Source organism: Streptomyces sp. NPDC012769 (assembly GCF_042901205.1).
Taxonomy (GTDB): Bacteria; Actinomycetota; Actinomycetes; order Streptomycetales; family Streptomycetaceae; genus Streptomyces.
In genome coordinates, this window is the sequence record NZ_JBIBCP010000005.1 from 327,216 (window position 1) to 347,078 (window position 19,863).

The 19,863-nt window shown below is 73.3% G+C and carries 17 protein-coding genes; 7 read left to right on the forward strand and 10 right to left on the reverse strand.

Annotated elements, in window-relative coordinates:
* Positions 1 to 8 precede the first annotated feature (8 nt).
* Together ACFY7C_RS26705 and ACFY7C_RS26710 are read right to left on the reverse strand one after the other, a co-directional pair.
* Positions 9 to 617, reverse strand: coding sequence for a hypothetical protein (locus tag ACFY7C_RS26705; protein WP_389655028.1), 609 nt, complete (start codon positions 615 to 617; stop codon positions 9 to 11).
* Positions 618 to 630: 13 nt separating this feature from the next.
* Complete coding sequence (locus ACFY7C_RS26710; RefSeq protein WP_389655030.1) at positions 631 to 2,091, reverse strand: PLP-dependent aminotransferase family protein; 1,461 nt, start codon at positions 2,089 to 2,091, stop codon at positions 631 to 633.
* 73 nt (positions 2,092 to 2,164) lie between these two features.
* Between ACFY7C_RS26710 and ACFY7C_RS26715 the strand changes: the two genes are divergently transcribed.
* Together ACFY7C_RS26715 and ACFY7C_RS26720 are read left to right on the forward strand one after the other, a co-directional pair.
* Complete coding sequence (locus ACFY7C_RS26715) at positions 2,165 to 3,370, forward strand: trans-sulfuration enzyme family protein (protein WP_389655032.1); 1,206 nt, start codon at positions 2,165 to 2,167, stop codon at positions 3,368 to 3,370.
* A gap of 74 nt (positions 3,371 to 3,444) precedes the next feature.
* Complete coding sequence (locus ACFY7C_RS26720) at positions 3,445 to 4,005, forward strand: GNAT family N-acetyltransferase (protein WP_389655034.1); 561 nt, start codon at positions 3,445 to 3,447, stop codon at positions 4,003 to 4,005.
* 37 nt (positions 4,006 to 4,042) lie between these two features.
* Here the strand turns inward: ACFY7C_RS26720 and ACFY7C_RS26725 are convergent, their stop codons facing one another.
* The 3 genes from ACFY7C_RS26725 to ACFY7C_RS26735 are packed head-to-tail and all read right to left on the reverse strand — an operon-like array spanning position 4,043 to position 6,927.
* Entirely contained in the window at positions 4,043 to 4,534 is a 492-nt protein-coding gene (locus tag ACFY7C_RS26725) for an LURP-one-related/scramblase family protein (RefSeq protein ID WP_389655036.1), read from the reverse strand.
* An 18-nt stretch (positions 4,535 to 4,552) separates the two neighbouring features.
* The gene (locus ACFY7C_RS26730) at positions 4,553 to 5,305 is read right to left on the reverse strand and encodes a hypothetical protein (RefSeq protein WP_389655038.1); all 753 of its coding nucleotides are present in this window, start codon (positions 5,303 to 5,305) and stop codon (positions 4,553 to 4,555) included.
* A 20-nt stretch (positions 5,306 to 5,325) separates the two neighbouring features.
* On the reverse strand, positions 5,326 to 6,927 hold the full coding sequence (locus tag ACFY7C_RS26735) for a hypothetical protein (RefSeq protein WP_389655040.1): 1,602 nt from the start codon (positions 6,925 to 6,927) through the stop codon (positions 5,326 to 5,328).
* A 203-nt stretch (positions 6,928 to 7,130) separates the two neighbouring features.
* Between ACFY7C_RS26735 and ACFY7C_RS26740 the strand changes: the two genes are divergently transcribed.
* The gene (locus ACFY7C_RS26740) at positions 7,131 to 8,927 is read left to right on the forward strand and encodes an NHL domain-containing thioredoxin family protein (RefSeq protein ID WP_389655042.1); all 1,797 of its coding nucleotides are present in this window, start codon (positions 7,131 to 7,133) and stop codon (positions 8,925 to 8,927) included.
* 19 nt (positions 8,928 to 8,946) lie between these two features.
* On the opposite strand, the gene ACFY7C_RS26745 is transcribed toward ACFY7C_RS26740, so the two are convergent.
* The 3 genes from ACFY7C_RS26745 to ACFY7C_RS26755 form a co-directional block, all read right to left on the reverse strand.
* Positions 8,947 to 9,501: a DUF6434 domain-containing protein gene (locus tag ACFY7C_RS26745; protein ID WP_389655044.1), complete on the reverse strand. Its 555-nt coding sequence runs from the start codon at positions 9,499 to 9,501 to the stop codon at positions 8,947 to 8,949.
* 4 nt (positions 9,502 to 9,505) lie between these two features.
* A complete protein-coding gene (locus tag ACFY7C_RS26750; RefSeq protein WP_389655046.1) occupies positions 9,506 to 10,801 on the reverse strand; it encodes a M18 family aminopeptidase in 1,296 nt (431 codons plus the stop codon).
* 353 nt (positions 10,802 to 11,154) lie between these two features.
* Positions 11,155 to 12,984, reverse strand: coding sequence for an acyl-CoA dehydrogenase (locus ACFY7C_RS26755; RefSeq protein ID WP_389655048.1), 1,830 nt, complete (start codon positions 12,982 to 12,984; stop codon positions 11,155 to 11,157).
* A gap of 272 nt (positions 12,985 to 13,256) precedes the next feature.
* Here ACFY7C_RS26755 and ACFY7C_RS26760 point away from each other — a divergent pair, with 272 nt between their 5' ends.
* The 4 genes from ACFY7C_RS26760 (at position 13,257) to ACFY7C_RS26775 (ending at position 16,530) form a co-directional block, all read left to right on the forward strand.
* Entirely contained in the window at positions 13,257 to 13,697 is a 441-nt protein-coding gene (locus ACFY7C_RS26760; RefSeq protein WP_389655050.1) for a calmodulin-binding protein, read from the forward strand.
* Between the two features lie 51 nt (positions 13,698 to 13,748).
* Positions 13,749 to 14,255: an SseB family protein gene (locus tag ACFY7C_RS26765; protein WP_389655052.1), complete on the forward strand. Its 507-nt coding sequence runs from the start codon at positions 13,749 to 13,751 to the stop codon at positions 14,253 to 14,255.
* Positions 14,256 to 14,382: 127 nt separating this feature from the next.
* On the forward strand, positions 14,383 to 15,345 hold the full coding sequence (locus ACFY7C_RS26770) for a pirin family protein (protein ID WP_389655054.1): 963 nt from the start codon (positions 14,383 to 14,385) through the stop codon (positions 15,343 to 15,345).
* Between the two features lie 114 nt (positions 15,346 to 15,459).
* A complete protein-coding gene (locus ACFY7C_RS26775) occupies positions 15,460 to 16,530 on the forward strand; it encodes an AI-2E family transporter (RefSeq protein WP_389655056.1) in 1,071 nt (356 codons plus the stop codon).
* On the opposite strand, the gene ACFY7C_RS26780 is transcribed toward ACFY7C_RS26775, so the two are convergent.
* Positions 16,527 to 17,348: an MBL fold metallo-hydrolase gene (locus ACFY7C_RS26780; RefSeq protein WP_389655058.1), complete on the reverse strand. Its 822-nt coding sequence runs from the start codon at positions 17,346 to 17,348 to the stop codon at positions 16,527 to 16,529. The two genes, ACFY7C_RS26775 and ACFY7C_RS26780, sit on opposite strands and share 4 nt — an antisense overlap.
* Before the next feature lie 313 nt (positions 17,349 to 17,661).
* The gene (locus ACFY7C_RS26785; RefSeq protein ID WP_389655060.1) at positions 17,662 to 19,788 is read right to left on the reverse strand and encodes a SpoIIE family protein phosphatase; all 2,127 of its coding nucleotides are present in this window, start codon (positions 19,786 to 19,788) and stop codon (positions 17,662 to 17,664) included.
* Positions 19,789 to 19,863 lie beyond the last annotated feature (75 nt).

The following is a 19,863-nucleotide window of genomic DNA, read 5'->3' on the forward strand; positions in this document are numbered from 1 at the left end:
CCGATCCGCTAGGCGTTCGCCTCCGCCCACAGCTCCGTGGCCCGGCGGACGCCCGCCCGCACCGCGCCGAAGCGGGTGAGGGCCGAGCGGTCCACCCCCGCGAAGATCAGCGCGAGGGACAGGTCGCCGCCCTCCGCCCGGCCGGCCGCCCGCACGGTGAGCTTCCGGCCCTTGCCCCGGCCGCTCTCGCGGACGGTGATCGTGACGCCCGGGTCCTCCGCGTCGGCCGCGCGGGACAGGACGTAGCCGCGCTTGTCGAGGGCCGAGAGCCGGTACGTGTCGCCCGCGTGACGCAGCGACAGGGCGCGCTGGTTCAGCGTGGCGCCCATCCGGTTGCGGCTCATGGGGACGATGCGGTCGGCTACCCGCAGCGTGGCCCGGTTCAGGGTGGGCAGGGTGAGGTTCTCGGCGTGGATCCCGCGCGACTCGTAGACGGCCGGCGGGAGCAGTCCGCCGCGTATCTCCGACACCACGACCTCCGGGAGCGTACGGGGCACCGGGGCGACCAGGGTGATCTCGCCGAACTCCGGCGAGACGCCCCGCCAGCCGTTCAGGCGCTCGGGCCTCCTGCCCTCCTGCCAGCGGTGCAGGGTGAACGGCGTGACGGTGCTGTGCACGGATGCGGCTCCTTCAGACGGTGAGGGCGTTCAGGGCGGCGGGCCGGGATCCGGGCCGGACCTCAGGCCCGGGCGCGTACTCCTCCCACGCCTCCGCAAGTCTGCACACGGCCTGCGACAGCACGTCACCGGGCAGCAGGAAGTGCAGCCGCAGCATCCGGGTGCTGCCGCCCAGCGCGTCCATCGTGGAGCCGGGCAGCACCGCCACCCCGTGGCGCAGCGCGACCTGGGCGAAGGACACCCCGTCGCCGTACGGCAGCCCGACCCACAGGGTCTGGCCGCCCGTGGCCGGCGGGACGCTCCACGAGGGCAGCCGGCGCCGCAGCTCCGCCCGCAGCAGATCGTGCCCGGCGCGCAGCTCCGCCACCCGCGCCCGGACCAGCGGGGCGAAGGAACCGAGCAGCCGGACCGCCACCAGCTGCGCCGGAACGTCACTGCCGAGATCGTGCAGGGCCTTCAGCCGGGCAAGCCGTGCCACCAGCGGCGCCGGGCCGCGCACCCAGCCGATCCGCAGGCCGCCCCAGACCGCCTTGCTGAGCGAGCCGACGCCGACGACCTCCGTACCGTACGAGGACAGCGGCGGCGGCCCCGGGCGGTCGTCGAAGGCCAGCTCGCTCAGCACCTCGTCCTCGATCAGCGGGACCCCGTACGCCTCCGCCGCGGCCACCAGGCGCCGCCCGGGCAGCGGCGGCAGGACCGTGCCGGTCGGATTGTGCAGGTGCGGGACCACATAGGCGAGCGCCGGGCGGTGATGCTCCATCAGCCGCGCCGCCTCCGCCACGTCGAGGCCGTCCGGACCCACCGCCACCGGGTACGGCACGGCCGCCGCCTCCCGGAACAGCTCCAGCGCCCCCGGGTAGGTCGGCGCCTCCACCAGGACCCCGTCGCCGGGCGCCACCAGGAGCCGGGTGAGCAGGCCGATCGCCTGCTGGGCACCGGTGGTGACCAGGATCTGCGCCGCCGAGGTCGGCACGCCCCGCTCCTCGTACCGCCGGGCGACGGCCTCCCGCAGCGCCGGCAGCCCGGCCGGGTGATAGCCGAGGTCGGACGTCGGCAGGACGAGACCGGCGTACGCCTCGGCGAGCTCGCGCGGCGGCGAAGGCGGCGCGGCGCAGCTCAGCAGGATGACGTCGTCGGGGGTGGGGTCGAGCAGATGCAGGAACATCGGGTTGGAGGTCTCCGTCACCCGCGGACCGGGCGGCGCGAGCGCGGCCGGCGCCACCCGGGTGCCGCTGCCCTGGCGGCGCACCAGACGGCCCTCCTGGCGGAGCGTCTCGTACGCGGCGACCACCGTCGTCCGGCCCACCGACAGCGCGGCCGCGAGCCGCCGGTCCGGCGGCAGCGGAGCTCCCGGCGGCAACAGGCCCTCGTCGATCAACTGCCGTATACGGGCGGCCAGGAGCAGATACAGCGGGCCCCGCCCGGCCGACCAGCGGCCGAGCCAGGCGACCAGCTCGCCCACGGTGGGTGTCATTGGATCCATCGGCAAACCAATCTGCCGGGATTGGTCCTGTGGACGCAAGCCCTCCGTCCCCAGACTGGGCGTCATGAGCGCCGACACACACTCCCGTTCGTCCACCACCCGTCCGGAGACCCTCGCCGTCCACTCCCCGCAGGCGGAGATCCGCGGCAGCCGGCCGCTCGGCGTGCCCCTCCACCAGGGTCACGTCTTCGCCTTCGACAGCGCCGACGCCCTCGCCGAGGCCTTCGGGTCGCCGGACGCCTTCCTCTACAGCCGCATGGGCAACCCCACCGTCCGCTCCCTGGAGATGGCCGTCGCCCGCCTGGAGGGCGGCGCGGACGCCCTCTCGTACGCCTCCGGCATGGGCGCCATCAACAGCGTGCTCCTCGGCCTGCTCTCCACCGGCGGGCACGTCATCGCCCAGCGCTGCCTGTACGGCGGCACCTACGCCCTCCTCACCGACCTCGCCGCGCGCTGGGGCGTCGAGGTCACGTACGTCTCCGGAACGGACGCGGACGAGGTGCGCGCCGCGCTGCGCCCCGAGACGAGGCTGCTCCACCTGGAGACCATCGCCAACCCCACCACCCGGGTCTCCGACCTGCCCGCGCTGATCGCCGCCGCCCACGAGGCCGGGGTGCCGTCCGTCGTCGACAACACCTTCGCCTCGCCGCTGCTGTGCCGGCCGATCGAGTACGGCGCGGACGTCGTGGTGCACTCGGCGACCAAGTACCTCGCCGGCCACGCCGACGTCCTCGGCGGCGTCGCCGTCTTCAAGGACGCGGAGCTGCATCGCCGGATCCGCCACCACGCGGTCGAACAGGGCGCGGTCACCGACCCGTTCGCCGCCTGGCTGACCCTGCGGGGCCTGCAGACGCTGCCGCTGCGCATCGAGCGGCAGAGCGCGAGCGCCGCCGAGCTCGCCGGGCGCCTCGCCGCCCATCCGGCGGTGGCCGCCGTGCGTCACCCGGCGCTCCCGGGGCACCCGGACCACGAGGTGGCGGCCCGGCTGCTGCCGAGGGGTGGCGGCGGGGTCGTCTCGCTCGACCTGGCGGGCGGGCGGGAGGCGGGCCGGGTCTTCGTCGAGGCGGTCCGGGTGGCCTCGCTCAGCGTCTCGCTCGGCGATGTGAAGACCCTGGTCATGCACCCGGCCTCGACCTCCCACCGCCAACTGGACGAGCAGGCCCTCGAAGCGGCCGGCATCGCGCCGGGCACGGTCCGGCTCTCCGTCGGCATCGAGCACGTCGAGGACCTGTGGGAGGACCTGGAGCAGGCGCTGGCCAAGGCGCTCTAGCCGGTACGGCCGATCCCGGCCGCTCCCCAGGGCTCTCCTTTCGGATCACTCGGACGGGCGATAGGTTGCCCGCCATGACCGCACCCGCACCGGGACCCGGACCCGGGTCCGGCCCCGCCGCCTGGCCGCCCGCACCGATCAGGACCGAACGGCTCGTGCTGCGCGAGTCCGAGGCCCGGGACCGCCCGGCGTTCGTCGAGCTCTTCGCCTCGCCGGAGGTGGGCGCCCACACCGGGGGCGCCCGTCCGCGTGAGGAGCTCGACCGCGCGATGCCCGAGGTGCCGGGGCGCAGGACCGGCCTCTTCGTGGTCGAGCTCGACGGGGCGATGACCGGCATGGTCACGCTCGACCGGCGCGACCCGGGCCGCCCGGGACACGTCCGCCCCGAGGCCGGGGAGGCCGAGCTCGGCTATCTGTTCCTGCCGGAGGCCTGGGGCCGGGGCTACGCCGCCGAGGCGTGCGCGGCGGCCCTCGACTGGTTCGCCGGCGCGCATCCCGGCGAGCCGGTGGTGCTGTGCACCCGGACCGCCAACGAACGCGCGATGCGCCTCGCGGCGAAGCTGGGCTTCACGGAGGTCGAGCGGTTCGAGGAGTACGGCGCCGAGCAGTGGTTCGGCGTGTGGTCCCCGGCCTGAGGCGAACGTGCCGGGCCGCCCCTGGTCCTCCCGCTCCCTAGTCCTCCCGCTCCCGCTCGGCCATTCGGATCACGCACACGGCGACGGCGATGAGCAGGGCGTGGTCGGTGTCCTCGCGGACCACGTTCACGGCGTAGGTGTCGCGGACGTGGAACCACCGGCGGGAGATGTGGGCGAGGAGCTCGCCGTCGTACTCGACGGTGAACTCGCGGTCCAGGATCCGCCCGCTGACGTCGAGTTCGGTGCCCTCGACCAGGGTGACCCGGAAGTGGTTGCGCAGCAGCGAGAGCCGCTTGCGGCGGACGGTGGCCAGGGGCCGTTCGTCCCGCTCGATCGTCATCGTGTCGTGGAGGCTGAACATCTTCTGCCGCAGGGTGACCAGGACCTGTCCGTCGGGGGCCTTCAGCTCCAGGGTGTCGCGCAGCCGCAGCGCCTTGCCGTCGACCAGGATGGCCCGCCGGCCCCGCTCGTCCTCGATCCAGTAGTCGTCGCCGATCGCGAAGATCTTGTCCCGTACCAGGTATTTCATGGCGGAATGCCTTCCCCGTCACAGCGGGAAGTAGCGGGTGAAGGGGTCGGCGGTCACCCCGAGGGTGGGGCCGAAGGGGGCGTCCAGCTGGTGGATGAGCAGGACGGTGAAGGCGATGAACCCGGACAGGCCCATCACGAGGATCACATGGGTGGTGTTGCGGTCGAGGCCGAACAGGAACATGAAGCCCACGGTCAGGACGCCGCCGATGATCAGGCCCGTCCACAGGATCACGGAGAGGCGGTCGGCCGCCGCCGCCTCCCGGCCGCGGCGGGCGTCGTCGACGTAGCCGATCTGGGCCAGCATCTCCTGGGCGGCGATCTGCTGCGCCATGGTGGCGCGGCCGGTGAGCTCACCGGCGGTGCGCAGCCGGTCGAGCAGGACCCAGCCCTCCGTTCCGAGGGGTTCGCGGTCGGCCATCCTGGGCCATTCGACGTCCACGACGTGGGCGGCGTAGGCGCGGGCGGCGTCCCGCACCGGCTGCCGCTGGCCGGCGGGCAGCGCCTCGGCCAGCAGATAGGTCTGGTGCAGGGCGCTGGCCTCGGTCTGGACCCGGTCGTCGGCGGTGGCGCGGTTGTCCCAGACGGAGACGAGGCAGAGGCCGAGCACGAGCGCGTAGAAGACCGACACCATCATCGAGATGTACTCGGCGACGTCCTCCCGCGGCAGATCGCCCTCCCGCCGCGGGAAGAGCTTGGTCTTGGCCACCACGGCGAGCGCGGCGACCACGGCGACGGCGAAGACGACGACGAGGGTTTCCAGCAGGACCATGAGATCTCCGGACGGCTTTCTCAGTGGTGGCGGGAGCCGAGCAGGGCGGCGGCGACCGCGGCGGGGATGAGGATCAGCAGCAGCGTCAGGACGATGCCGAGCTCCGGGAGTTCGCGGTAGCGGCGGTGCAGCCGGGGCAGGATCCCTTCCTCCCCGGCCGCCGCCTCGGGACGCCGGCCGGCCGGCACCTCGGCGGGGGCCTCGCCCGGCACCTCGGCGACGGCGGGAGGCGGCTGTCTGCCGGGAGGCCGTACGGCGGCGGGGGGCCGCGCGGGAACGGGTGGCAGTACGGCGGCGGGCGGCCGCGCGGGAACGGGTGGCCGCACGGCACCCGGCGGTACAGAACCGGGTGGCAGTACGAAACCGGGTGGCGGTACGGCACCGGGAGGCTGCGCCGCCCCGGGTGGCCGGCCGGCCCCGGGCGGCAGGGCTCCCGGCGGCGGGGCCGCGCCCGGAGCCGTACCGCCGGTCAGGGCTTCGAGGGCGGCTTCGGTCAGCGCGGCAGCGGCCGCCGCCGCGGCGTCTGCGGCTGCCGCCGCCGCTGCTGCCGGTGGGGCGGGCGGTGGTGCGGCCGGTGCGGCGGGAGGACCGGGGGGCGGCGCGGCCGGTGCGGGGACGGCACCTGCCGCCCCGGCAGCGGCACCGGCCCCGGCGGTGACTCCAGCAGCACCAGCCCCTGCCGCCCCCGCCGCCCCGGGAGCACCGGCAGCCCCAGAAGCACCCATGGCTCCCGCCGCCCCCGTCGGCCCGGCCGCCCCCGCCGCCCCCGTCGGCCTCGGCCGGCTCCCTACCGGAGGCTGCGGTCCCGCCGCGCCGTTCGGTCGCGTCGGGAGGGCCCGCGGCACGGCGTCCAGCCGGAAGGCGGCGGCGGCACGGGCCGTGAGGAGCGGGGCCGGGAGGCGTTCGCCGCGCTCGCCCACCGTCGTGACCCGGTCGCTGCCGACGGCGAGCCCCGCACTGCGGTAGGTCCCGGGCCCGCGCCGTACCGTCGCCGTGCAGTCGGCAAATGCTCCGGGAGCCAGCCGGGGCACGGTCGCGGACCGTCGCGTCCCGCACACGATGCCGCCCGGCACGGCGCCGAGGGGCGGGTCGGTGAGCCGGATGCCGTGGACCGGCCGGTTGCCCCGGTTGGCGACGGTGTAGCGCACCACGGCCTGCCCGGGGCCGGTCACCCGTACCGCCTCCGTGAGGGCGAGGGCGCCGACGACACCCCCGTAACCGGAGCGCGCGGTCGCCGTGAGGCGCCGGCCGAGGGAGGGGATCTCGCCGGTCGCGCGGGCCTTGCCGGTGTGGCGGCCGGGCAGCGCAAGGAAGCGGGCCGTGCACTGAGCCGACCGGAGCGCCCCGAGCGGCCGCGCCGGGCAGCTGACCCGCCCGCCCGGCACCCCCGGGTCGGTGACCCGCACCCGGTGGAGGTCGGCCTCGCCCCGGTTGACCAGGTGGTAGCGCTTGACGACCACCGCCCCGGCCCGCACGGCCGGCTCCGTACGGGAGGTGTTCACGGTGACGGTCATCTCCAGGGCGCCGTCCCCGGCGCCGCCGGCCCGCGCGGGCGGCGCCGCCACGGGCAGGAGCGAGGGCAGGAGCAGCAGCAGTAACAGCGGGGCGTGCCGCAGCCGCATGACGGGCACCTCCTGTCGCTCGGTCGGGCGTACTGCCGTACGGCCGGCGGGCCGGACGACCGGGCCGGCCGAAAAGTCGGATGATCGGTCCGCACGCCATGCTCGCCATGCCTTCCGCACGTGCCCCGGGCAGGACACGCGTCACCCACCCCGCCCGGACCCCTCTTTCACCCGTCCGCCGAACCGTGCGGCACCCTTGAGCCATGAACGACGACTCCGCGCGCGCTCGCGTCCGTGTCCGTGCCCCCGAGCTCATCGGCAAGGGCGGCTGGCTCAACACCGGCGGAGACGATCTGACCCTCACCGATCTGAGGGGAAAGATCGTTCTGCTCGACTTCTGGACCTTCTGCTGCATCAACTGCCTGCACGTCCTCGACGAGCTGCGCGAGCTGGAGGAGAAGCACCGCGACACCCTCGTCATCATCGGGGTGCACTCGCCCAAGTTCGTCCACGAGGCCGAGCACCAGGCCGTCGTCGACGCCGTCGAGCGGTACGAGGTCCACCACCCCGTCCTCGACGACCCGGAGCTCGCGACCTGGAAGCAGTACGCCGTACGGGCCTGGCCGACCCTCGTCGTCATCGACCCCGAGGGCTATGTCGTCGCCCAGCACGCCGGCGAGGGCCACGCCAACGCGATCCGCACGCTCGTCGAGGAACTGGAGGCCGAGCACGAGGCGAAGGGCACGCTGCGCCGCGGCGACGGGCCGTACGTGCCGCCGGAGCCGGTCGCGACCGATCTGCGCTTCCCCGGCAAGGCGGTCCTGCTGCCGTCCGGGAACCTCCTGGTCTCCGACACCACCCGGCACCAGCTCGTCGAGCTCGCGCCCGACGGCGAGACCGTCGTGCGGCGGATCGGCGGCGAGGGCGAGTTCCGCGAGCCGCAGGGCCTCGCGCTGCTCCCCGACGGCACGGTCGTCGTCGCCGACACCGTGAACCACGCGCTGAAGCTGTTCGACCCGGCGACCGGGGCGATCGAGCGGATCGCCGGCACCGGCCGCCAGTGGTGGCAGGGCTCCCCCACCTCCGGCCCCGCCCTGGAGGTCGACCTGTCCTCGCCGTGGGACGTCGCCTGGTGGCAGGGCAAGGTGTGGATCGCCATGGCGGGCGTCCACCAGATCTGGACGTACGACCCGGAGACCGGGACCGTCGAGGTCGCCGCCGGCACCACCAACGAGGGCCTGGTCGACGGGCCCGCCGCCGAGGCCTGGTTCGCCCAGCCGTCCGGCCTCGCCGCGACCGACGACCGGCTCTGGATCGCCGACTCGGAGACCAGCGCCCTGCGCTTCGTCGACACCGACGGGCACGTCCACACCGCCGTCGGCACCGGCCTGTTCGACTTCGGCCACCGCGACGGCGCCGCCGACCAGGCGCTCTTCCAGCACCCGCTGGGCGTGACGGCCCTGCCCGACGGCTCGGTCGCCGTCTCCGACACGTACAACCACGCGCTGCGCCGCTTCGACCCGGCGACCGGCGAGGTCACCACCCTCGCCACCGATCTGCGCGAGCCCAGCGACGCGGTCGTCGTCGGCGAGGACGTCGTGGTCGTCGAGTCGGCCCGGCACCGGCTCACCCGCCTGCGGCTGCCCGAGGAGGCCGTCCAGGTCGCGTCGGTCGCCCACCGCACCCGGCGCGAGGCCACCGAGGTCGCCCCGGGCCGGCTCCGCCTCGACGTGGTCTTCCAGGCCCCCAAGGGCCAGAAGCTCGACGAGCGCTACGGCCCCTCGACCCGGCTCCTGGTCTCCTCGACCCCGCCCGAGCTGCTGCTCTCCGGCGAGGGCAAGGGCACGGACCTCTTCCGGGACCTGGAGCTGAACCCGGCCCTCACCGAGGGCGTCCTGCACGTCTCGGCGATGGCCGCGTCCTGCGACGACGACCCGGACAACGAGTACCCAGCCTGCCACGTCCACCAGCAGGACTGGGGCGTCCCGGTCCGCATCACCGAGGGCGCCCCCACGCGCCTCCCGCTGATCCTGGCGGGCATGGACGGCGCCGGGGCCTGAGGCCCCGGTTCGCGTCCGTTCAGTGGCGCGGGCGTGAGCGGTGGCCGTGCCAGGCCGACAGCGCCTCGGCCCGGCTGCCGTCGGGGTGGGCGGTGTGCCAGTCCCGCAGGAAGCGGTTGAGCTCGAACTGGGCGCCGATCTCCTGCGGGCGGGCCGCCTCGTCCCGGGTCTCCCGCCAGTGGCGGGCCGCGTCGCGCAGGGTGCGGCCGGCGTTCTCCGCGATGTAGGCGCGCATGTACGTGTCGAAGTGGAAGACCGGCCCCAGCTCGGCCCGGAACCAGGCGCGCAGCACCTGGCTGCAGCGCTGGCCCTCGGGGATCACGGTGTCCCCGTCGACCGGCGCGGTCAGCTGACCGGCTCCGCCCGCGCGCCGACGGGCGGGCGCGGGCGGCAGCGGGCGGCCGTCGAGGGCGGCGGCGAGCCGCTCGGTGAGCGCGGCCTTGCCGCCGCCGGTGGCGAGCCCCATGGTGCGGGCGAGCGCGGTCAGCTCGGCGAGGGTCCAGTACCAGCGCAGGATTGCCGCCCCGGTGAGGTCCGCGGTGAGGGCGGGCCGCTCTTCCGCCGGGGCCGGCACCGGCTCAGCCCTCCAGGAAGGCCACGAGCGCGTTCGCGAGGTGGTGCGGGTCGTCGGAGCCGCAGAGCTCGCGGGCGCTGTGCATCGACAGGCAGGCCACGCCGATGTCGACGGTGGAGATGCCGTGGCGGGCGGCGGTGATCGGGCCGATCGTCGTGCCGCACGGCATGTCGTTGTTGGAGACGAACGACTGCCACGGCACGCCCGCCTTCTCGCAGGCGGCGGCGAACACGGCCCGGCCGCTGCCGTCGGTGGCGTAGCGCTGGTTGACGTTGACCTTGAGGATCGGGCCGCCGTTGGGGCGGGGGTGGTGTGTCGGGTCGTGGCGCTCGCTGTAGTTGGGGTGCACGGCGTGACCGACGTCGGAGGACAGGCAGACCGAGCCGGCGAGGGCGCGGGCCTTGTCCTCGTAACCGCCGCCGCGGGCGTAGACCGAGCGCTCCAGGACGGTGCCGAGCAGCGGGCCGTGGGCGCCGGTGTCGGCCTCGGAGCCGTTCTCCTCGTGGTCGAAGGCGGCGAGGACCGGGATGTACGGCAGGTCGTCGCCGTGCGCGGCGACGGCGGCCAGGGCGGCGGCGCAGGCGTGCACGGAGATGAGGTTGTCCATGCGCGGGCCGGCCAGCAGCTCACGGTCGCGCCCCAGGTACGCCGGGGCCTCGACGGCGTGGACCATGAGGTCCCAGCCGGCCACGTCCTCGGCGTCGACGCCCGCCTCCTCGGCGACGAACGCGACCAGGTCGCCCTCCCGCACCTCGCCCAGGCCCCAGATCGGCTGCATGTGGCGCTGGCGCTCCAGCTTCATGCCCTCGTTGACCTGCCGGTCCAGGTGGATGGCGAGCTGCGGCACGCGCAGCAGCGGCCGGTCGACGTTCACCAGCGCGTGGCTGCCGTCCCGCAGGGTCAGCCGGCCGGCCAGGCCCAGGTCGCGGTCCAGCCAGCTGTTGAGCAGCGGTCCGCCGTAGATCTCGACGGCGACCTGCCGCCAGCCCTCGCGGCCGAAATCCGGCTGCGGCTTGACCCGCAGGTTCGGGGAGTCGGTGTGGGCGCCGACGATCCGGAACGGGGTGTGCGGGGCGGCGCCCTCGGGCACGTACCAGGCGATGATCGCACCGCCGCGGACCACGTACTTCCCGCCGGTCGTCCCGTCCCAGGCGTCGGTCTCCTCGACCTTGCGGAAGCCGGCCTTCTCCAGCCGCTCCGCGGTGTTCGCCACGACGTGGTACGGCGAGGGCGAGGCCGCGAGGAAGGTCATGAGGTCATCGGTGTGGCCGCGGTCGAAGCGGGAGGGTGCGCTACTCATGCCGTTCACCTTACGCAGGTCTCGGCATGCGGACGGGGGGTATCCACTCCCTGACGCGGAGGACCGGGGGTGGCCCATGGAGCCCCTGACGATGCCCGAGGACCGGGCGATGCCTCCGAGAACCCGACGGTGCCCCCGAGTACCTCGGCGAGTGAGCCGAAGGGGTGCGCCGGGGGAACAGCCCCGAGCGCGCGCAGCCCCGTGAGGAACGAGCGGGGCGAGCACGTACGGGGGTGTGAGTCCGGCTCAAGCACCCCGGAGGCGAACCGAGCCACGAAAAACCGGAACGGCCCGCCCCCCTCCCCGGGAGCGAGCCGTTCCTCGCGCGGACGAAGTCGCGTACCTGTGCGGTACTAGAACGCGGCCTCGTCCAGGTCCATCAGCGAGCCGTCGACGCTCTCGGCGAGGACGCGCTCGGCGGTGACGCCGGGCAGGACGTTGGCGGCGAAGAACTTCGCGGCCGCGATCTTGCCCTGGTAGAAGGCGACGTCCTTGCCGGACGCGCCGGCCGCGAGCTTCTCGGCGGCGACCGCGGCACCGCGCAGCAGCAGGTAGCCGACGACCACGTCGCCGGAGGCCATCAGCAGGCGGGTGGTGTTGAGGCCGACCTTGTAGATGTTCTTGACGTCCTCGCCGGTGGCGGTGAGGTCGGTCAGCATCGCGCCGACGATGCCCTCCAGGTCGACGGCCGCCTTGGCGAGCGCGTCGCGGGCGCCGGCCAGCTCGTCGCCGCCGGTGCCGACCGCGAGGAACTTCTTGATCTCCTCGGCCAGCGCGTTCAGGGACGCGCCCTGGTCGCGGACGATCTTGCGGAAGAAGAAGTCCTGGCCCTGGATGGCCGTGGTGCCCTCGTAGAGGGTGTCGATCTTGGCGTCCCGGATGTACTGCTCGATCGGGTACTCCTGCAGGAAGCCGGAGCCGCCGAAGGTCTGCAGCGACTGGGCGAGCTGCTCGTAGCCCTTCTCGGAGCCGTAGCCCTTCACGATCGGCAGGAGCAGGTCGTTGAGGCCGTGGAGCGCCTTGGCGTCCTCGCCGGCCGCCTCCTTGATCGCGATCTCGTCCTGGATCGTGGCGGTGTAGAGGACGAGGGAGCGCATGCCCTCGGCGTACGCCTTCTGCGTCATCAGCGAGCGGCGGACGTCGGGGTGGTGCGTGATGGTGACCTTGGGGGCGGTCTTGTCCATGAAGTTCGCCAGGTCGGTGCCCTGGACGCGCTCCTTGGCGTACTCCAGGGCGTTGAGGTAGCCCGTGGAGAGGGTGGAGATCGCCTTCGTGCCGACCATCATGCGGGCGAACTCGATGATGAGGAACATCTGGCGGATGCCGTCGTGCTTGTCGCCGATGAGCCAGCCCTTGGCGGGGTGCTTGTCGCCGAAGGTCATCTCGCACGTGTTGGAGGCCTTGAGACCCATCTTGTGCTCGACGTTGGTGGCGTAGACGCCGTTGCGGGCGCCGAGCTCGCCGGTCTCCCAGTCGAACTCGTACTTCGGGACGAGGAAGAGGGAGAGGCCCTTGGTGCCGGGGCCGGCACCCTCGGGGCGGGCGAGGACGTAGTGGAGGATGTTCTCCTCCATGTCGTGCTCACCGGAGGTGATGAAGCGCTTCACGCCCTCGATGTGCCAGGAGCCGTCCTCCTGCTGGATGGCCTTGGTGCGGCCGGCGCCGACGTCCGAGCCCGCGTCGGGCTCGGTGAGCACCATGGTGGAGCCCCAGCGCTTGTCGACGGCGATCTTGGCGACCTTCTTCTGCGCCTCGTTGCCCTCGGTGTAGAGGATGCCGGCGAAGGCCGGGCCGGAGGAGTACATCCAGATGGCCGGGTTCGAGCCGAGCAGCAGCTCCGCGTAGGCCCAGATGAGCGAGCGCGGGGAGACGGTGCCGCCGATCTCCTCGGGGATGCCGAGGCGCCAGTACTCGGACTCCATGAAGGCGTTGTAGGAGTTCTTGAAGGACGCCGGGACCGGGGCCGTGTTGGTCTCCGGGTCGAAGACCGGCGGGTTGCGGTCGGCGTCGGCGAAGGACTCCGCGAGCTCGTTCTCGGCGAGGCGGCGGATCTCGTCGAGGATGCTCTTCGCGGTCTCGACGTCCATCTCCTCGAACGGACCGGTGCCGTACACCTTGTCGCGGCCGAGCACCTCGAAGAGGTTGAACTCGATGTCGCGGAGATTCGACTTGTAGTGCCCCATGGCGACGGCTCCGTAAAGGCTCGGGGAGGAGGATGTCTACGGTGGCTACCCGTGAGTAGCCCACGCTCTCTACGATGATGCTACCCGCCGGTAATAAGGGCAACCCCTTTCGGGACATCTGTGACGTCAATCGCGTGCGTCAACCCGCGCCCCCGCCTTGCATCCCTTGAGGGGACGCCCGCCCGGCACCCTCCGTGTGTCGCGTAACCGGAGCACTACATTCCGTGATCGACGTTCTCGACGGTTCGATCTTGTTCACGGAAGGTGTTGTGATGCGGCGTTCGTTCGCGAAGCTCGGTGCCCTCGCGGCGGGTCTGCTGATGGCGGTCACCGGTACGGCGGCCTCCTCGGCGCCGGCCGGGGCGGCGGACCCGGCCTACTTCGAGTTCACGGACATCACCCGGGAGACGGCGGTGGTGCGGCTCGACGACCCCGCGAAGATCGCCCACGCCCGGGCGCTCGTGAACGGCGAGACGACGGACCGGCCGCACCTCGTCGGCCGGATCGCCAAGTCCCAGGCCTCGTACAACCCGCGCTGGAGCTTCCACTTCCGTCCGGAGACGGTGGACTTCTTCGACGTCGCGATCGAGGTCTGCGACGCCACCATCCCGTACGTGGAGGACCACCTCGACGAGGCGGGCGGGGCCTTCCTGCCCGGGCTCGTCTACTGCCCCTGGACGTCGCGCCTGACGCGCGAGGTCACGCCCCAGTAGCGGGCGGGGAGGGGTCCCGGCCGACCCCTGACGGTCGATAGGCTGGGCCGCATGTACGGCTACGAGCAGACCCCGGGTGCCCAGCAGCAGTACGGTCCGCCTCCGCAGCAGCCCTATGCGCAGCAGGGGCAGCCGGGCATGCAGGGCATGCCGGGCGGCGGGTACGGGCAGCAGCAGGCGCCGCTGTACCCCGAGCCGTCGCCGCCCTCGCTCGCGGACGCGGTGCGGGCCTTCACGACCGGGACGCTCGCCGCCGAGGACTTCCAGCAGATCTTCGCGACCTCGAAGGTCTACTGCCCGCGCGGCGACAACCCCGGCTTCCTGGCCCTGCACAACACCCAGCAGCCGGTGATCCCCATGTTCACCTCGCTCAAGGAGCTGCGGCGCTACGCGGGCAAGGAGTCCAAGTACTTCGTGATCACCGGCGCCGAGGTGATCGACCTGCTGCCGACCGGCTACGGCTTCGTCCTCGACATGGAGGGCGACCACCGGATGGTCTTCGACGCCAAGGCCGTGGAGCAGATGGTCGACTACGCGATGCGCCGCATGTACGGCTGAGCGGGGCTCGTGACTCGGCCTGGAGAGCGCCCGGGAGGAATTCCTCCCGGGCGTTCCGCGTTCCGGGTGGCAGGAAGTTCATCGTTCAACTAAAGTGGACGTACAAGGTCGCACTAGGAGGTCCGTCATGCCTGCCGTGACTGTCGAGAACCCGCTCACCCTGCCCCGCGTCGCCGCCCCCGCGGACGCCGCCGCCCGTCCCGTGCTCGCCGTGACCACGGCGCCCTCGGGCTTCGAGGGCGAGGGCTTCCCGGTGCGCCGAGCCTTCGCCGGCATCAACTACCAGTACCTCGACCCGTTCATCATGATGGACCAGATGGGCGAGGTGGAGTACGCCCCCGGCGAGCCCAAGGGCACGCCCTGGCACCCGCACCGCGGCTTCGAGACCGTCACCTACATCATCGACGGCGTCTTCGACCACCAGGACTCCAACGGCGGTGGCGGCACCATCACCAACGGCGACACCCAGTGGATGACCGCCGGCGCCGGCCTCCTCCACATCGAGGCCCCGCCGGAGCACCTCGTCGTCAGCGGCGGTCTCTTCCACGGCCTCCAGCTGTGGGTCAACCTGCCCGCCTCCGACAAGATGATGGCCCCGCGCTACCAGGACATCCGCGGCGGCCAGGTCCAGCTGCTGACCTCGCCCGACGGCGGCGCGCTGCTGCGCGTCATCGCCGGCGAGCTCGACGGCCACCAGGGCCCGGGCATCACCCACACCCCCATCACGATGATCCACGCCACCCTGCGGCCCGGCGCCGAGATCGCGCTGCCGTGGCGCGAGGATTTCAACGGCCTCGCGTACGTGCTGGCCGGACGCGGCACGGTCGGCGAGGAGCGGCGCCCGGTCCACACGGGCCAGACCGCCGTCTTCGGCAAGGGCGGCAGGCTCACCGTCCGCGCCGACGAGAAGCAGGACGGCAACACCCCGGACCTGGAGGTCGTCCTCCTCGGCGGGCGGCCGATCCGCGAGCCGATGGCGCACTACGGCCCGTTCGTCATGAACACCCAGGCCGAACTCCGCCAGGCCTTCGAGGACTTCCAGGCGGGCCGCCTGGGGACGATCCCGGCGGTGCACGGCATGGGCGAGTAGTTCGCAGCAGCCCCCGCCCCTGACGGCGCGTCACCCGTACGGCGCCCAGCGCGACCCGTACGGCGTCCAGCGCGCGACGGCGGGCGGGGGGCGTGGTCCGGTGGACGGGTGGCCATGGACCGACCGCTGCTTCCCGAGGGTGCCCGCCGCACCGCCGCCTGGTGTGCCGTCGCGCTGCTCGTCGCCGGGGTCGCGGCCGTCCTCGTCTGGCTCTGCGTGGTCTTCAAGACGGCCGTCACCCCCGCCCTGCTCGCCCTCCTCGGCACCGCGCTGCTCGGCCCGCTCCACCGCCGCCTGGTCCGCGCGGGCGTGCACCGCTCGCTCGCCGCCGGGCTCACGGTGGTCGCCGTCCTCGCGGTCGTCGGCGGCGCCACGTACATCGTCGTCGCCGCGCTCATCGAGACCGGCGACCAGATCATCGCCTCGCTGCGACAGGCCGCCGCCGACATCGCCGAGCACTTCGGCGCGGCCGGCACCTCCCTCGACGACCTCGCCAAGAACTCCCGGCAGCTCCTGGAGAAGTTCGGCGGCACCGCCGCCTCCGGGGTGATCTCCGGGCTCAGCGTGGTCGGCCAGACGGCCGCCACCGCCCTCCTCGCCCTGCTCCTCATCTTCTTCTTCCTGCGCGACTCCGACCGGGCCGCCGAGGTCCTGCGCTCGCTCGCCCCCCGCTCCACCGGCGACACGGTGGAGGCCATGGGGCGGCGCGCCTACGAGGGCGTGGAGGGCTTCATGCGGGGCACGACCTTCGTCGCGCTCGTCGACGCGGTCCTCATCGGCGTCGGGCTGCTGGTCCTGAAGGTGCCGGGGGCGGTGGGGCTCGCCGCGCTGGTGTTCGTGACCGCGTACATCCCGTACCTCGGCGCCTTCCTCTCCGGCGCGGTCGCCGTGCTCGTCGCGCTCGCCGACCGGGGCTTCGTCATCGCGCTGTGGGTGCTCGGCGTCGTCCTCGCCGTCCAGGTCATCGAGGGCAACGTCCTCCAGCCCATGGTCCAGAGCCGCACCGTGCAGATGCACCCGGCGGTGGTCATGCTGGCGATCACCGCAGGGGCTTCCGTCGCCGGGATCCTGGGCATGCTGCTCGCCGTACCGCTGACGGCCGCGTTCTTCGGGGTGATCGGCGTGCTGCGCGAGCGGTACGGCGACTCGGGCGGGGAGGGACCTGTTCCGCGGAGCCGGCCCTAGGTGGCCGCCGCCGGGGCGCCGCCCGGTTCGAAGGACTTCAGCATCTGTTCCAGCGCCGCCTGGTCGGGGCCCACGAACGGGTCCGAGTCCGGGGCCATCGTGATCGTCTCGATCATGCGGGTGGTCATCCGTACCGCCGGGGGCAGGTGCGTGCACAGCACGATCTCCGGGTCCATCGCGCGCAACGGCTCGATCGTCGCCCGGTACTTCGCCGGGTCGACGACGTGCACCCAGGGACTGTCCAGCGTCGCCCACAGCAGCTGCGTGGCCCGCAGGTCCTCCGGCTTGAGGTCGTTGGCGTGCCCGCTCTCGGCGAGTTCGGCGGTCGGCATCGGGCCGCCGAAGCAGTCGGAGCTGAAGCAGATCCGCGTCCTGTCGTCGTAGAAGCCGACGGTCGCCGGGTTGTCGAACAGCGGCGGCCGGAAGGCGCGCAGCTCGCGGTCGCCGACGTCGAGGGACTGGCCGGGGTTGAGGAAGTACAGCCGGTCCATGGGGAGGGGCCGCTCGGTGCTCATGATCCCGGCACCGATGAACGTGGTCACGACGCGCGCCCGGGGCGCCGCGACGAGCAGGTCGAAGATGCCGCCGGTGTGGTCGCGGTCGGGGTGGGTGAGCCAGATCCAGAGGATGTCGGCCGGGTCGACGACCGAGCCGACCGCCGGGACGAAGTCGCGGTCGGAGAGGGAGAGCCCGGTGTCGACGACGACCGGCTCACGGGCCGTGAGGACGTAGGCGTTGGCGGGGATGTGGCCGACGCCCGGGACCTCCAGGCTGTCTGCCAGGACGGTGGTGTCGCTGCCGACCTTGTGGATATCCATGTCGAACTCCGTGGTCCCCCCGGCGGCCGTACTCCACCAGTCTGCGCCCCGCGCAGGGGCCCCGCTCGGCAGACCCGGCACGGCAGAGGACCCGTCCGTCAGAGGCCCGGCACGGCAGAGGACCCGTGCGTGAGAGGCCCGGCACGGCAGAGGACCCGTGCGTGAGAGGCCCGGCACGGCAGAGGACCCGTGCGTGAGAGGCCCGGCACGGCAGAGGGCCCGTGCGTGAGAGGCCCGGCACGGCAGACCGTGCGTCAGAGGCCCGGCACGGCAGAGGCACCGCGCCACCGTCACGCGCAGCACCCGCTCCCCGTCAGGCGCAGCACCCGCCCTCCGACGGCGGCTCGTGCAGCTCGAACCAGATCGCCTTGCCCTCGCCCCGCGGGTCCACGCCCCACGTGTGCGCCAGCATCTCCATCAGCAGCAGCCCGCGCCCGCTGGACGCCATCTCGCCGGGGTGCCGCTTGTGCGGCAGGTCGTCGCTGGTGTCGGCCACCTCGACCCGTAGCCGGCGGGCGTCCTCCAGGCACACCACCTCGGCCACGAGCAGGGCGTCGCCGTCCGTGTGGACCAGGACGTTGGTGACCATCTCGGAGACCATCAGAACCGCCGAGTCGACCTGCTCGGCGTCCGACCAGTCGTGCAGGAGCTGGCGCACCTGCTCGCGGGCGGCGGCGATACGTTCCGGCTCGGCCTGGGCGACGGTCATCATCGTGCGGCGCGGGGCCTCCCGTACGGCGGTGCCCTGGCGGGAGAGCAGCAGGACGGCGATGTCGTCCTCGCGGCGGTCGGCGAGCGGCCCTGTGGTGTGGTGGGAGCCGGGCCCGTGGACGGCCTCCACGAGCCGGTCGGCCAGCGCCTCCAGGTCCTCGCCGTCGTCCGACTCCAGGAGCTTCCTGACGCGCTCCCAGCCGCTGTCCAGGTCGTGGCCGCCGGTCTCCAGGAGGCCGTCGGTGCAGATCATCAGGGTCTCGCCGGGTTCGAGGGTGAGGCGGGTGGTGGGGTAGTCGCTGTCCGGGTCGATGCCGAGGGGCAGTCCGCCGGCCGTGGGCCTCAGCAGAACCGTTCCGTCGGTCATCCGTACCGCCGGATCGGGATGCCCGGCCCGGGCGATCTCCACCGTGCCGGTCCCCAGGTCGACCTCCAGGTAGAGGCAGGTCGCGAACCGGGGCCCGCCGCCGTCCTCCTCCGCTCCGGCGCTCCCGTGGCCGCCCCCGTCGGCGCCGTCGTTGACCCCGTGCAGGAAACGGGAGGCGCGGGAGAGCACCGCGTCCGGCCGGTGCCCCTCGGAGGCGTACGCGCGGAGCGCGATCCGCAGCTGTCCCATCAGCCCGGCCGCCCGGACGTCGTGCCCCTGCACATCGCCGATGACCAGGGCGATCCGGCCGGCGCCCGCACCGCCGGGCAGCCGGATCATGTCGTACCAGTCGCCGCCCACCTGGAGACCGCCGCCCGTGGGGACGTACCGCGCGGCCACCCGGATCCCCGGGATGCCGGGGCCGAGCACCGGCATCATCGTGCGCTGGAGCCCCAGCGACAGCTCCCGCTCCGACTCCGCGACCCCGGCGCGGGCCAACGCCTGCGCCAGCATCCGCGCCACCGTCGTCAGGACCGACCGCTCGTCGGGCGTGAACGCCACCGGATGCTTGAACGCGGCCATCCACGCGCCCATCGTCCGGCCGGCGACGACCAGCGGGACGAAGGCCCAGGAGCGGCGGCCGAAGCGCTGCGCCAGCGGCCAGGTCATCGGGAAGCGGCGGGCGTACTCCTCCGGGGTCGGCAGATAGAGCGCCCGCCCGGTCCGCACCACCTCGGCCGCCGGGTAGTCGGTGTCCAGGGTCATCGACGTGAACGGGCCCTCGTCGCCGTCGCCGTGCCCGTGGTGACCGATGACCGTGAGCCGGTCGCCCGACATCCCGAAGACGGCGAGCCCGTCCGGCGAGAACCCCGGCATCGACAGCGACGCCGCGACCCGCAGCACCTCCGCCGTCGACCGCGCCTCGGCGAGCGCCCGGCCGGCGTCGAGGAGGAACGCCTCGCGGGAGCGGCGCCAGTCGCCCGTGATGGGGGTGCGGGCGGCGGTGCCGGGCTGCGGCTCGGCGACCTCCTGGAGGGTGCCGACGAGCTGGTAGTCGTTGCCCTCGATCAGCGGCTTCGATCTGCTTCGTACGGTTCGGATCACCCGGCCCTGGCCGTCCATGATCCGCAGCCGGGCCTCGGCGAGGGTGCCCTCGGCGACGGCGAGGTTGACCACGCCGTCGATCTCGTTCCAGTCGACGGGATGAAAGCGGGACCGCACCGCCGCCTCGGTGAGCCGCACGGGTTCGGCGGGCAGCCCGAGGAGCCGGGCCGCCTCGGCGTCGAGCGTGACGATCCCGGACGCGTTGTCCCAGCGCCACAGGCCGGTCGCGATCGCGGCCAGGACGTCCTCGGTGCGCATTGCCCCACTTTATGAATATCGGACAGCAGGTCGCCACCGAGAGTATTCGAATCGCGATCTTGGGTGTCCCGGTAG